The following is a 15035-nucleotide window of genomic DNA, read 5'->3' on the forward strand; positions in this document are numbered from 1 at the left end:
GTTGTCGGGCATCGGGTTCAATGCCTCGACCGTCGTGATGATTGGCGGGGAGGAGGCGCCTCGGATTGGCGATGCCCAGGAAGCTACCCTGACCGTGACGCTTCCTCCGGCCGGTGCCGCGGGCCCAGCGGTGGTTCGCGTGATTCGCGCGGACGGTGCGGAAGCCACCGCCGCGTCGCCGTTCTTGTACGTCGCGCCCATGAGCTTCGTGGAGGTGACTCCGCGTGCAGTGGACGTCGCGGGTGGCTGGGTTCGCATCGTGGGATCGGGCTTCCATCGAGGCATCGAGGTCCGGTTCGATGGCGTCTGCGCGGAGACCCGGGGCTTCACTTCAACAGGCGTGGAGGCGCTCGTTCCGGAGGGGGACATCCGTCATCTGGCGCTCACGCTCACGCAGCCTGGGGCTGCTCCCCTGAACGTCACGAACGCGGTTTATCGAGGTGACGTCCGGGCACCGGTGGTGGAGCACGTCGAGCCCCTTGACACCATTGGCCTTCTGAACGTGCCGTTGGCGGCAATATTTGACGTGCGCTTCGACGAACCCCTGTCGACGGAGAGCGCGAGTCAACTTCGCCTGCTTCGCCATTCCTCGGAAGTCCCGGTACCGGGCGCGTCCGAGTTGCTGCTGGACGGGCGGACACTTCGTTTCACGCCCGCCGAAGCGCTTACGTCCACGACGCCCTACGCCCTCACGGCATTGGGAGTGATGGACGTCGCCGGCAATGTCGCAAGCACCTTCCGGAAGAACTTCCGCACGGTTGACACCGTGAAGCCGACGCTCCAACTCCGACGGGCGGGGGGCGCCGTGGTGTTGACGGATGATGCGTTCGCGGCGGGCGTTACCTGGTCGTTCCAGGTCGCGGCCTCGGATGACAGCAATCAGGCGGTCACGACGACGCTGAGCGTGAACGGTGTGCCGCTCACCGGCGGCTCGGGAGGCACCTATTCGTACAACTGGCTACCGACTGCCGTGGGCACGATGCAGCTTTTGACGGCGACCGCAACGGATTCGAGCGGAAATACCAGTCTGCCATGGGATGTGCAGATTCAGGTTGTCGAGGATTCCCCGCCGTCCGTCACGATCCAGCAACCTGTTGCCGACGCGACTCGTGAGGAAGGTGCCACGGAGACCGTGGTCGTCTCCGCGGTCGACAACTCCGTGGTGACCGCGGTCGAACTCCACCTGGATGGAATCCCCTGGGCGAAGCTCAGCGGCTTGACCGCGACGACAGCGACCTTGACGCGTGAGATTCCCCTGGGCGGAGTCCAGGGGAGCGCGCCCAGTCAGCAACGGGTCCTGACCGCGTATGCCACGGACAACAAAGGCCAGATCACCGCGTCGGCTCCGCGGACGTTGACAGTGACGCGGGACGCGACACCTCCGACCGTGCTCGTGCGGACGCCCATGGAGGGAGGGCGCGTGGTGTCCGGAGCGACGCTGGCGCTCGAGGCGATAGCCTCGGATGCGAATGGTGTCGCTGAGGTCGAGTTCTTCGTCAATGAGACCTCGGTGGGCGTGGCCCGGAGCGCGCCCTGGCGCGTGACTTGGCAAGCGCCCGTCGTCACAACGGCACAACCGCACGTGGTTCGGGCCGTCGCGCGTGACACGCGGGAGAATGAAGGTGAAGCCACCGCTTCGTTCTCCGTGGAGCCATCCACTCTCCGCCCGTATGTGGCGCTGAAATCTCCCGATGCGGGCACGCTGCTGCCGGAAGGCCGGCCCTTCGGTGTGGAGGTGACGCCGATTGCGGCGGGAGCCGTGGCCTCTGTCCGCATCACCGCGGGCACCGAAGAGCGTTTGCTGACCCATGCGCCATGGCACACCGAGTTCATTGCGCCGGTGCTTGATGGTGGAACCGCTCCGTTGGAGCTGACTGCTCAGGTCACCGACGAGGCCGGCGAATCCAGTTTGCTTGCACGACAGGCGGTAACAATCGTGGATGACGGTCAGTCGAGCGTGGACGTTGCCATGGCGCAGGAGCCGAATGGCGAGCTGCTTCTGGGTGGCTCGACGCTAGCGCTTTCCGTTGCGTCGGACGCGGGTATAAGCCCTGAGCTGTCCGTTCAAGTCGGAGAGGCCAACCTTCTCGTGAAACGAACTGCAGGCGGGCTCTCGGGAACCTCGCGACTTCCTGAGGGCCCCGAGGGTGCCCTGGTGGTGACGCGCGCGGCCGTCACTGCGCCCGGCGGAGCGTCCGACGCTGAAATGCGCCAAGGGTCCCTGGCGGTGCTGACCCAAGGCCAGCCCGTGGTTGTTGAGGACGCGGAGGACTTCTGGGAGCCAGTGGCCTTGGTTTCCCGGGCGGATTCGGTGCTGGTTGTTCGGTCGGATAGCGGCGGGGGAGGAGAGCTTGAGCTGCGCTCGCGTCACTCCGGTGCGAGAGTCGCGGTTCGCAGCATCTCTGGGACGCCAGTAGGCGCCGTTTTCACGGGTAACGAGGTCGTGGTCGCCGTTCGACACAAGGGCGCGGGCTCGCTGGAACGCTTCACGCTTCCGGATCTGGAACCCAGCGCGCAGGCGTCTACGCCGCTTGTTCGTGCGCCGTCCGCTCTGGACGGCGCACAGAGCTGGCTTGCTGTCGCGAACGACCTGGGAGTTGAACTGCTCCATGCTGACGGGGCGTGGCTGGGCCGGCTGAGCCTGGGGCCCGTTACGTCTCTGGACACCCAGGGCTCAACGCTATTCGCAAGCACGGCGACGGTGGTCGTCGCGGTTGATGTCGCATGGGTGAACGCACCGCGAGAGCTGGCTCGATCGGCCCTCGGCGAAGGAAGCTTCACCGCGACCGCTGCCCTGGCGGATGGCGGCGTCTGCGTGGCCGGCGATCGGGTTCGCTGCTTCGCCTTGGTCGAGTCGGGGCCGGCGCAGGCACAGTTGCTGCCGCGTGGCGATGTCGCGCTGGGCTCGCAAGCACTGAATGCTGCGGCATTTGGCGAGCTGCTGGTCGTGGGAACCGCGGCTGGCGCCCGCATTGTTGATGTGCGGGGAGCGCCCATGGGGGCTGGCCTGTATCCGGACGCGAAAGGCCCTACCGCATTGATTCCGGGTGCGCTGGTGAGCGGCACGCCTCGTGGGCTGCTTCGCCAGGCCGTCATTCGGGGGCCCGCGACCCCGCAGGTCGCCTTGCAACTGTCCGCCTCGGCGGTTCGTGGGACGCGTGTCGCCTTGGACGCGATGGTGTCGGACGACGTGCTGCCGCTGAATGGCTTCCTGGCCGAGGTATCCGTCAACGGTGTGCCCGTGGATACGCGCGACTCCCAACTGCCACCGTGGGTTGATCTGCCCGCCACGGGAACCTCCTGTACGGTGGCGCTGGTTGTGCAAGATCTGGCGGGTCGGCAGGTCCGGGTTGAGCGGACGGTGACACTCACTGAGCCTGAACCGTCGGCTGGACCGGCGCTCGCAGACGTGAGCGCCCCCTCGGAGGTCGTCGAAGGGGCTTTCTTCCCCGTCGCGGTACTCCCCGCGCATCCAGCCCAGGTTGCACAGGTGGAGGTCTCCCTGGCTGGCGGCACACCGGTCGTCCTGTCGGCGCCGCGGCTCGCGGGAGAACTCCAAGCCCCTGAAGTCCCTGCAGGAAGCGCTACGTCGTTGCAGATGACGTTTGTCGCGCTGGATGCCCAGGGGACACGAGGGCCGCCACTGACTCGGACCGTGTTGGTGCGGGACGGCGAGGGCGGACAAGCCCCGGTGGTGAGTCTGTTGCGGCGGGTCCTGAGTGAATCGGGGGCAATCTACGAAGGCACGTTCGTGACAATCGAGGCTGCGGTCGCCACCGCCGTCGCGGGCGACAGCATTCGTCTCATGGTTGACGGGCAGGAGGCAGTGCACGCTTCTGGTTCGTACGTCCAGGTGCCAGTCCGGATTCCGTTTGGCGGAGGTGCTCGGACTGTAACGGTGACCGCCGTGGCCCGCGACGCCGCGGGGCGGGAGTCCGACCCCGAGGCGCTCACGCTCAATATCATTGTGGATGGGATTCCGCCCGCTCTCAGTGTCATCAAGACGGATCCAGCGGGTGAGACTGTCGCGGCGGGCAGCGAGCTGCTTGCGACTGTCGTGGCGACGGACAACGTCGCCCTTGAGCGCGTGACGCTCGAACTGTCGGCGGCTGGCGTGGTCCTGGCGCGCGGTGGCTTGGCGCTTCGCTATGAAATTCCCGTCCACATGCCGCCAGGCACCGAGTTGACGTTGAACGCGAGGGCGGAGGATGGCGCGGGGCAGATGAGCACTGTTTCAGCAACCCGGCTTGTCGCGCCTGTGTCCAGGCCGGTAGATGTCGACCAGGTGCCGCTGGAGGGTGCAACGCATTTGGCGCTGCTGGGCAATAGGATTTTCGTAACGACCGCGGCTGGGCTTTGGGTGGGGCGGTTTTCATTCGATACCGGGCACCCGAGGCTTGAACCGGTCGGTGCGCTGGAAACACCTGCCCCCCCCTTGTCAGTGGCAGCCTTTGGCTCGATCGTCGCGCTTGCACTCGGAGAGTCAGGACTCTGGCTGGTGGATGTAAGCGCGCCATCCGAACCGAGGGTAGTGGCCAGGATGGCGGGTATGTACACAGGTGTGGCCTACACCGGGCTGCTTCATGCTTCAGAGTCGATGCCCAACGGTCATTACAGGCTGCATAGATTTGACGTAAGCGTTCCAGCCAGTCCAATCGACCCTCCAATTGGCGCCACCTCCCTTTACACTCGCGTCCTAGGCTCAAGCACTGATGGACCCGTGGTCATCAGTGGACCATCTTCAGTGCTCGTGCCTATCGCCGCCGAAAATGGCGATATTAATGCAGCTGCCTTTCCAGTATCACCGGAAATCGTTCTCGCTGCGCAGGCAGATGGCGACCTGGCAGTCGTAGGCACCGACAGCACGCTGCGGGCCTGGATGCGGACGCAGGGCATGGCGCGAATCGAGTTGCCCGCCATTTCAATCCCTGCCGGAGTTCGCGCGATCGATGTCGTCCGAGGGATTGCCTATGTCGCAAGCTCTGACGGCATCCTCCGCATCGTGGATTATCGCGACCCCACCAGCCCCAGAGTTGTCAGTCGCATTGAACTGGAAGCGAACAATGTCCTTGTGAGTGGCGGCATGCTCCTGTCGACGGGGCCATTGGGTGTCCGCGTCATGAGCCTGCCAACGCCTGAGATGGGGGTAGCGGCCGGGGAGTTGAGTATTGGTTACCCTCCCTTGGGGCTGACGCCGTTTCGAAACGGGGCATTGGTTGCGGCGAGTTCGCTTGGCGTTCAATCCGTGGACCTGACAAGCAGTCCGACCCCGACCTCCAACGGGCAGCGCATTTCGGGGACGAACACGCTACAAGTCGAGGCAGTCGGTCGCGATGTTCTCGTGTTGAATGGCAGCACCTTGAGCGTCAATCGGGAGAACACGAGTGGCGTACTTTCATATGACAGCAGGACTCAGCAGGTTCAGCAGATATTGGGGAGCGTGGATCAATTCGCCGTCTCTCCAGCACGAATCTGGGCTGTTTCCGCGGGTGCCGTAAAATCAATTAGATGGCCAGTGGTAACAGGTGGAGACTCATTGCAGTTGGGGAGTGCTGCCCTGGGTATTTCTGGAGACGAGCGGCGAGCGCTGGTTGCCATGGGGGCCAGTGGGGTTGCCGTCGTGGATGTCACTCCCTCTGGGCACCTATTGCGCTCCGCGACGATTGCCACACCGAGCACCGCGGTCGCGGTCGATGGACCACTGGGCGTCATCGGCGGGTCGGCCTCGCTCTCTGTCTACACACTGCGCGAGAATGAGGCACCAGAGCTGATTGGTACTGTTCCCACTTTGGGAGGCGTTCGTCGTATCCGCCTGGCAGGGCGGATGGCAATCGTCAGTGAGGGGCAGGCCGGCGTAGAAGTCTGGCATTTCCCTGAAGGCCAATCCGCGGAGCGACTGGCTCATCTGGAAGCAACTGATGCCCGTGACGCCATGCTCAGTGCTGGGCGAATCCTCGTTGCGGACGCCGGCGAAGCTGGCGGCGGCGCAATCTTGAGGGCGTATGCCACTCCCACGAAGGGCACTCCGTCCGTTCGAATCCACTCACCGCTCAGCCCGCTTGCGCTTGAGTCAGGGACAGAGCTCGCGCTCTCCGCCGTTGCCAGCGGCATTGGCGTAGATGATCTCGAGTTGGTCGTGAACAACCAGCCTGTCGTCACCTTGGATGAATCCAGCATGCGAGCCCGCTGGACGATTCCCAGTGACCTGGTTGGTGGGCAGCAACATACCGTTCAATTCCGTATCCGCTCGGCGGGCGGGGCAGAAGCGCTTTCCCCGCCGCTGCGTCTGAATGTATTGCCCCCGTCGACCACCGTTCCAAGTGTAGGAATCAGCAGTCCGGGCAACAGCACGTTCTACTCGGGGAGTGTACTCAGCGTTGTCGCTTTTACATCGGGAGCCAGCACTCCCGTCAGCATTGTGGCTCGATTGGGGACGACGTATCTCGGCACGCTTGAGTCGTCGCCCACGTCGCTGACGAGCTTCCGTGGGGAGTTCCGATTGCCCGTCGTAGACACGGAAGTGCAACTCCCCCTGACCCTGCTCTTGACGGATGGTGCGGGCCGCACTGCGGAGGCATTCAGGACGATCACCCTCCGAGGTGATTCGCAAGCACCGCAAGCGCCTACCGGCTTTCCCATGGCGGTTCGTGCTGGACCATATGTAAACAACATCAAGATATCATCAACAGATGACGGCATCGCATGGATGGAACTGAGCGTCGGTGGGGCGCTGGTTGCCACCTCCTCTGAGCGAAATGCGAAAGCGGAGGTTGAGTATGATTTGCTCTTGCCTGAAGACTCAGTTGGCCAGTCAGTCACGCTGACTGCGACGGCCGTTGACCTGATGGGACGACAAACGTCGGCCTCGCGGAACTACGTTGTCGTGCCCGACGGGATGGCTCCGACGGTATCACTCTCATATAACTATCCCGCAGCCAGTGGCTATGAACGAGAAGTCGTTCCTGTCCGCGCTGTTGCTTACGACTCGGACGGCGATTTGTCGGAAATCAAGCTATATGCAGATGGGGTTGAAATCGGTTCAGGCGCAACTTCGTCGGTCACGGTTTCGTACACGCTTCCCGATTTGAGCTCACGTTCTGAAGTTGTATTCCGCGCTATTGCGACAGATTTGCGAGGCCGCGTCGGGCAGACTGAGCGGGTGACAACTGTCATGCCCAATCTGCCTCCGACAATCACGTTGCGCCATGTCGAGTACATGGGCGTTGGTGAATCTATTGAACTGTCGGGAGTTGTCACGGATGAGCACAACCCCTTGGAGTGGGCGGAGTTTCGAATTGACGGCCAGTTGGTAGGGAGTCGAATTCTCCAGCCCATTTCAGGCAATCTATTGAAGCAGAACTTCACTCCTTCATCTCCAGGGCGGGTCCGCGTCTCCCTGGCGGCCCAAGATCGGCAGGGTTTCTTCTTTGAAGCACATCAGGACGTCTCTGTTCTCCAGCCACAGTATCCATCGGATATCACAGAAGTGATTGCCGCAGACGACCTGCGCTTCGAAAATCAAGATATCGTCATAAGCGGGAACACGATCTTGCGCATCGATGGGGCGCATGCTTTCCGCAGCCTATACGTTCTTAACGGCGCCGTTCTCACTCACAGCCCCCAAGGCATCTCAGGCACCAATGTTCTCGATCTATCCATCGACAATGAGGTGCGAGTGGATGGCTTGAGCAAGATCGATGTCAGTGGAAAGGGCTATCTTGGAGGTTGGCGAGAAGAGAATACTGCGATCTTTGGTCGGACCAAGGACAATGAGTCTACGGGGCCCGATTTGGCAGCCGGCAGTCATGGCGGCTTCGGCCGACTCAGCGTTCAGCTTGAGGATGGCGTTCCTGTTGATACGTATGGTGATTATAGAGACCCCTCTGATCCCGGGGCTGGGGGCTCAGGCGGGGCAACCAATACGGTGGTCGGCGGGAATGGCGGCGGGGTGGTGCTGCTAAAGGCCGCTAGCCTGAGTTTGGATGGAGATATCTTTGCCAACTCCGAGACCGGATCGAGCGCTGGCGGTTATGGTGGAGCTGGCGGAGCGGTTCGTATTGAAGTCGGCGCGTTTACAGGAACCGGTGCTGTCGAGGCAGTGGGAAGGGGCTCCAGCAGTACCCGCGGCGGCGGCGGTGGTCGCGTGGCGGTGTTCTACGACGCGGTAACGAGCACCTTTGACTGGAACAATATCGACATAAGGGGACATTACGCTGGAACAGGGACCTTGTTCCTGAAAAGCACACAGCAGGAGCATGGGGAACTCCTCGTGCGGAAGACTGGCGACGCGGACCCCGACGAAGCCTACGTCAAGGCGACACGTATTGAGGGGGGAGAGTTGGACCGCCTGACTGTACGCGGCTACGCGTACATTGAGGTTGTTGAGCCAATGTCGCTTGCACAATTGGACCTCGATGGACGGTCAAGCGCGGTCTTCCAGGAGTCCCTCCAAGGAAGTATGGGCGAACTCCGCATTTCTGGTGGCAGCCGCATGGAGTTGCGCAGACCGTGGGCGTTTCCCGCCGGCATTGATGTTGAGATCAGTGGAAACACATACCGTTCCACGTTGAGTGTTGTCGGCGGGGCGCCAATTGAGTTGGCCAGCTTGCGTCTGATCGGGAGTCGGGCCGACCTGAAGCAGCAGCGCTCAGTCGACGGAATTCCTCTACCTCTTGAGTTGATTGTCAGTGGGATGGTCGAGGTAGGAGCTGAATCAACCATTGATGTGAGTGGCCAGGGATACCTTGGGGGGTGGCAACCTGGGAACGACAACAATGGTTCGGGCTTGACCTTTGGCAATGTTTCGACAGGCTTGACGATGGTTGGAGGAAGTCACGGCGGATTCGGACGCAACTCCAGTTCGCCGCCTGGCTTCGCGGTGGCGGCCTATGGCGACTACGCAACTCCAGCAACGTTTGGCGCCGGCGGGTCGGGCGGAACGACTACTCAGCTTGGTGGGAATGGTGGCGGTGCGTTGCATTTGACGGCAGGAAGTCTGCAGCTGAATGGCTCTCTGTTGGCAACCGGTAAAGGTACCGGAACAAGCGCTCATGAGGGGGCAGGCGGGAGTATCTGGGTGGATGTCGGAACGCTTTCTGGAACCGGGAAAATCTCCGCCAATGGAGGAACAAACCGAGGCGGAGGAGGTCGGGTCGCGGTCTATTTTGACGCGACCACGAGTTCGTTTGCCTGGGGCAATGTCTCCGCAAGTTCCTACAGTGCTGGCGCAGGAACGGTATTCCTCAAGGCTCACCAGGAAACCTATGGCGACATCATCTTCGACAACAATGGTCGGGTTCCCGAAGCCCATAGAGTGCCGCCGACGCCGTTGTTTGGTACGCCTGAAGGCGTCCAGACATTCAAAAACTTCACGGTGAGCGGCGGCGCCTCAGTAGCAACGCCTGATTCCCTCGTCGTTACCGGCACCGTTACCGTGACGTCCGACTCGCGCCTTCAGTCCCAGAACATCAACCTGCCATTGCCATGAATTGTACTTCAATGACACGGGGCGCCCGCGCGCCCCACTGGGCGGCCTGCACGCTGTTCATGGCTGTTCTATTTCTGACGGTTGCGTCGGGCTGCCGTGACGCGGACGTCGTCGCTGAAGTAGGAAATACAGCGCTCCGCCGGTCGGACCTCGAGCTGTTCTCTTCCCGGCGGGCGCCTGGCGATGAGACGGCCGAGGTCCAGTTGGACGCACTCATCGGCCGTACCCGGTTGGCAGAGCGTGCCATCTCCCTGGGATTCGATGACCGAGAGGACGTCCGTGCTCGGCTCGTAGCGGCTCGCCGTGAGGTGCTGGCGCAGGCGCTGCTGCAGCACGAACTCAAGGACGCCACGAGCGAGTCCACCCTTCGAGCTCGTTTCGAAGCCTCAAAGGACGCCTTGGGCCGGCGCCAGATTCATGTGCGCCACATCATCGTGCGGTTTGCCGCCGACGCGGATGTCGCAGTGCGGCGCCGGGCGCGGGATCGCGCCAACGTCTTCTATGCCCGCATCAGTGGAGGAGAGGACTTCGACGCCGTGGCGCGCGAGGCGGGCCAAGGTGAGGCCGCCACCGAGCACTCCGCGGATATGGGCATCGTCCAGGAAGGGCAGGTTCATCCGTCGTTCTTCGAGGCCGCGGCGGCATTGAAGAAGGATGAGTTGAGCAAGCCCTTCGAGACACCGTATGGCATCCACCTGGTGCAGGCACTCGCGCCCGTGGAGACCGTGATCCCTTCGTTTGATGAGGTGCGAGGGCGCCTTGCGGCAGACGCCCGGCGCGAGGCGGAGATGCGCTTGATGGCGGACCTGGAAAGCCAGATCTCCGTGAAGCGTTTCCCGGAGGCCATGACGCCGCCCGACGCGGGAACAGCCGAAGAAGGCGCGCCAAGCCGGGGTGAGCGCCAATGATTTCCATCGCGACGAACGCCTCACGGCTTGCCGGGGTGGCGCTTAGGGGACGGGGGCTGGGCACGCAGCGACGGCTTACAGTCCAGCTTGCTTGTGCAGGCGTGCTGCTCTTCTGTGCCGTCGGATGCAGCGAAAAAGCCGCGGTGGAACGCGCCGCGCCGACAGCTCAGCCTGAAGCCTCCAACGCGGTGCTGGCGGACCATCAGTTCACGCAGGCAAAGCAGCGCACCAAGGCGCTCGGGGAGCGCTGCGCGGCGGGCGGTGAATCCGACTGCGTCTCCCGGCTTTGTCTCCGTGCTGGGCCCCGGCTCGACCAGGACTACTTCTGCAGCCAGCAGTGCCTCGAAGACGAGGCCTGTCCGAAGGAATGGCGCTGCATTCAGATTCACCCTTCCGCCGGAGGCCAGGTGTGCATGCCGCCCGAAGGCTGGACAGGCGCTGTCGCGGAGCCTCGATGAAGCCGCTCGTGAGTACAGCCATTTCGCTGGTCGGTGCGCTTGGCCTGATGCTGCCTGGAGGCGCCCGGGCGCAGGCCCTGTGCCTGCCGGGTAGCGACTGCTGCGGCGTCGAGCCGTGGTCACAAACCGTGGCCGAGCCGTCCGCGGGCCGAGGCAATGGTCAGGATACACCGGTGGCCTTCTCCAGGACCTACACGTCCCTGCCTCAAGCCGAGGCAGGCGGCGTCCCTCGCGTCTATCAGACGGTGGACGCCTGTGACGTGGCGGGCGCCTGTAGTCCGGGCAGTGTCCGTCATGAGTGGGCGTGCGCCACTGAGAGCGCTCCCGCTTACGAGCGGGCCGTCAAGAACAAGCGGGATGCCTGGGAAGTCTACGTGCATGCCCCTGCCACCGAGCCCGGCGCGCCCGCCGAGGCGGTGGAAAGGACGTCCGTTCTTCACGGCGCGCAGGACATGGAGGGCACGGGGGCGCTCGAAACAGAGCACTTCACCTACAGCTACGGTCCGGGTGGGCAGCAGCAGTTGGCATCTTCCGAGAAGGCCAGTGTCTTCGGGAGCGCAGGGGAAAAGGCGCGGACCGACCACCGGTACAATGCGTCAGGCCGCCTTGTCGCCACCATCCGCTCAGGATGGACGCGAGTGATGGATCGGCAGACGGCCGTCTGGACCGCGCAGAAGCGCTGGATTGGCACATTCTACTTCGTTCAGCGCACGGGAGAGACAAGCCCGGATCCGCTCGGCAGGGTGCTCGAAACCCATGGCCCCTGCTGGGTGGAGAGCGAGGCCGCGACGGACTGCCCGGCGGGCACCAGCTATCCACTCACCCAGAATTTCTACTGGGCTGACTCCGACACGACCGCCTTCCGCAGGAATCGCCTGATGCGCGTTGCCCGCTTCCCCGCGGGCCCGACGAGCACTCCTGTCGATACGCGCTACAACGGCTACGACGTGTACGGAAACGTCACCGAACGTATCGCCCCCAGCGGTGTCACCACGGCTTTCACCTGGGAAGGCAACCGGTTGCTGGCCCAGACGGTGCACACATCGGGGCAGGTGGACGTGGTGACCCGCTACGGCCACGACGCCGGGCACCTTGCGTGGATGCAACGACCCGAAGGGAACTTCGAGGTGTACTGCTACCGCGCGGGAACACCGACAGCGGCTTGCAGCGGTGGCACGCTGACAGACACGCTCCAATGGAAGGCCCGGGCGGCGGACAACTCCGGCGCCGTCTGGACTGAGAAAGTCACGTACACGTACTGGCCAGATGGCTCCCTCAAAGAGGAGCGGTTCCTGGATGCGCCGGGCGTGGCCCGGCGGGTGCGTTCCTTCGCCGCCGATGCACACCTCCGTCCCACGCATGAGCAGTGGGGCATTGGCCCCGGCAGTTACACGGCAGCACGCTCCTATGACGGCGCGGACAACCTGACGGGGGTTGGCCATGCGATGAACGCGCCTCCTTCGTGGTGCGCCGTCGGTGGAGATGGCCGTCCTGTATCGCCCGCGTGCAGCGCGTTGTCCTATGACCGGGCCAACCGACTCATCCACGTGGACGAATTTCCCGTGGACGGCACGGGGCAGCGCACGCTGTTGCGGCATGACGCGCACGGCAACGTCGCCGCGATCAAAACTGGATGCCTGGGCAGCGACACCTTCGAAGGCTGCACCCAGCCGGCAACCACCTTCACCTATGACGACTTCGGCAACCTCGTGGGGGCGGCACCGCCGCACATGAACGGCGCCATGCGCTACGCGTATGACGCACAGGGGAACAAGATCGCGGAGGTCTCCCCCTACATGAGCAGCACCTTCAACATTCCGCTGCTCTATACCTATGACCACCTGTCCCGGCTGCGGATGACGCAAGCGGTCTACGTGGATGCCGACTTCGCGTTCACGCACTACAAGCTGGGCTACGACAACGACGAGACGCCGCCCGCGGGTTGCCCGACGCAGCTCAAGAGCATGGGTCGTCTTCGCTTCCGAGATGACAGCTTTGGACGCACGTGGTTCGAATACGACGACCTGGGGCGGGTCATCCGCGAGCTGCGTGTGCGTGCCAACGCCACGGGATGCGGCCAGGGGCCCGACCTCAACCCGGACACACACTACAGCTACACGCCGAATGGAAACCTGGCCTCCATCACCTATCCCCACGGAAGGGTGGTCTCCTACGTTCATGGCGTGGGGGCGGCCGCTGACCGCGTCTCCGCCGTCGAGGTGGCGCTCCACGATGGAACGGTGTGGCAAGCCCACCGGGTCCTCAGCGATGTCCGCTGGGAGCCCTATGGCGGATTGCGTGGCTATCAGCAGCACCATGTCCGGAACGACGTCATCCGCTCGGTGGAATACATGCTGGGCGATGACGCTTCCGTGGCGCCCACCTCATCAGAGGCCGCCTGTGCGGACGTCCCTCCGTCGCTCGCCGCCTCGGACCTGACGGGGCGCCTTCGTGCGCTGCGGGTCTCCACGGGCTCCAGCAGCCCGGGGACGGGAACCGGGGACATCTACAGCAGGACCTACACATGGACAGCGGACCAGGTGCGGAGAATGGACACCTGTGTGCTGGACTCGCAGCAGGCCCAGACGGAGGAGTTCACCTATGACCGGACGCTGCGCCTGACACACGCCAGCCGGCCCGCGGGGAACCATGCCGCCACGGGGGGAACCTACGCATCCAGAACGTACGTCTATGACCGCCGAGGCAACCGCACCTCTTCCTCCGAAGACGGAAACACTGACTCGACGCTGTATTACGGCGCATCCACTCCCGAGTATCTGTTCATTGAGTATGCGGGCCCCGGGCAGATGTTCGCCGATTTCTTTTATTTCGACCCCAACGGCAACGTCAATCGGAAGGCCACGCACCGGATGACGCCTGGTGACAACCATGCGCATCTCAATCTGAATCCGGCGGATGGGACGCGTGATCGCCACATGCGCTCCATGAGCGTCGGGTGGACGTCCTCGTATTACGTGTACCTCTACGACGGCTTCCATCGGCGTCGGCTCAAGGACTATCCGACCGGCGCGCGTGACGAGTATTTCCACGATCTGGGCGACCAGTTGTTGTCCGACCGGGGAGGGGATCGGGTCATCTCGCCCGTCAACTTCTTCGTGGAAGACGATTACGTGTGGCTTGGCGGGAGGCCAGTCGCCGTGGTGCGCGGCAAGTTCACTCCGCAGTGGACACGCCTTTCGGATACCTCCGCCGACTGTGCGCGCAACGGCGAGGCCGCCGCGTGCGGCCTCTATTTCATCGTCTCGGACCATGCCGGGCGGCCCGTGCTGATGATGGATGACTCCGGGCGCATCGCCGGGACAGGCGAATACGACCCCATGGGCCACGTCAACCGCGTGAGTCACTACGCGGCTTCGGCGAATCCCTATGCGGATGACTTGGACCAGGAGCTGACCCGGCTCCAGCAACCGGTTCGAAGCGCCTCCCTCAAGGTGCAGCAGCGCGTGATTTTCAGCCTCATCGATACCGAGGCATCCCACGATTACGTCGTGCTCAAGGACGGAAGCACGGGCGCCCAGCTCGCAGGTCCCTACAGTGGCGCGAATCGCGGCATGGTCTGGAGTGACTGGGTCGAGGGCACGGATGGGGAGATTGCCGTCCAGTTCCGCTCCAATGCGACCTGCGAAGCCGCCGCGTGTGACTCGGACGCGGGAGTGCCCGTCGGTTGCACATGTCCGGTCGCCGCCCGAAGGCGGGGCGTCGCCATTCAGAATTATGAGTACCGACGCTTCGAGCCAGGCGCGTCCCCGTTCTGGACACCGCTACGCAGAGTGGGCCAGTACTACGACACTGAGACGGACCTGTTCGAAGAAGGCCAGCGGACCTACGACCCGAGCGTGGGGCGCTTCTTCCAGCCCGATCCTCGGGTCTTGAATCCCGAATTCATCGTCTGGAGCGCCGTCCAGGGCCTCAGCGCCGCGCCCTACGTGGCTACCCACAACAATCCAATGCAGGCCTCGCGGAGCGCGGCCAATTTCCACCAGGTTCGCTTGCAGGCCACGCCCCCTTGGAATGTCCATCCCGCGCCTGGCGCATCGTTTGGGATGGATCCCCAGCACGGGGTGGAGCTGAAGCGGGCCGTGGAGCAGGGGGGCTCGCAGCGTGAAGCCGCGAGTCCGTAACGGCAGGGGAGCGGGGCGAGGCACCACCATGGATTTCGAT

General features: G+C 63.6%; 4 protein-coding genes (1 of these 4 running past the window's edge). All 4 read left to right on the forward strand.

Annotated features, from left to right (window positions below; all coding sequences use genetic code 11):
* Nucleotides 1-9487: the final stretch of an Ig-like domain-containing protein gene (locus tag HV824_RS11630; RefSeq protein WP_176423289.1), read on the forward strand. The gene continues 21242 nt to the left of window position 1, outside the view; the window shows 9487 of its 30729 coding nt (coding positions 21243-30729); its start codon lies beyond the left edge, outside the window; its stop codon occupies nt 9485-9487.
* A 203-nt stretch (nt 9488-9690) separates the two neighbouring features.
* On the forward strand, nt 9691-10395 hold the full coding sequence (locus HV824_RS11635; RefSeq protein WP_176423290.1) for a peptidylprolyl isomerase: 705 nt from the start codon (nt 9691-9693) through the stop codon (nt 10393-10395).
* Nucleotides 10392-10853 (forward strand): hypothetical protein, encoded by a 462-nt coding sequence (locus HV824_RS11640; protein WP_176423291.1) that lies wholly within the window; start codon nt 10392-10394, stop codon nt 10851-10853. The genes HV824_RS11635 and HV824_RS11640 overlap by 4 nt, the downstream gene beginning before the upstream one ends.
* Before the next feature lie 8 nt (nt 10854-10861).
* Nucleotides 10862-14995 (forward strand): RHS repeat-associated core domain-containing protein, encoded by a 4134-nt coding sequence (locus tag HV824_RS38205; RefSeq protein ID WP_176423292.1) that lies wholly within the window; start codon nt 10862-10864, stop codon nt 14993-14995.
* The last annotated feature ends 40 nt before the right edge of the window (nt 14996-15035 follow it).

This window comes from Myxococcus sp. AM009 (assembly GCF_013372605.1).
Classification (GTDB): Bacteria; Myxococcota; Myxococcia; order Myxococcales; family Myxococcaceae; genus Myxococcus; species Myxococcus vastator.

Coding starts and splice junctions, on each gene's coding strand:
- HV824_RS11640 (WP_176423291.1), top strand. CDS start 10,392: ATGATTTCCATCGCGACGAACGCCTCACGGCTTGCCGGGGTGGCGCTT.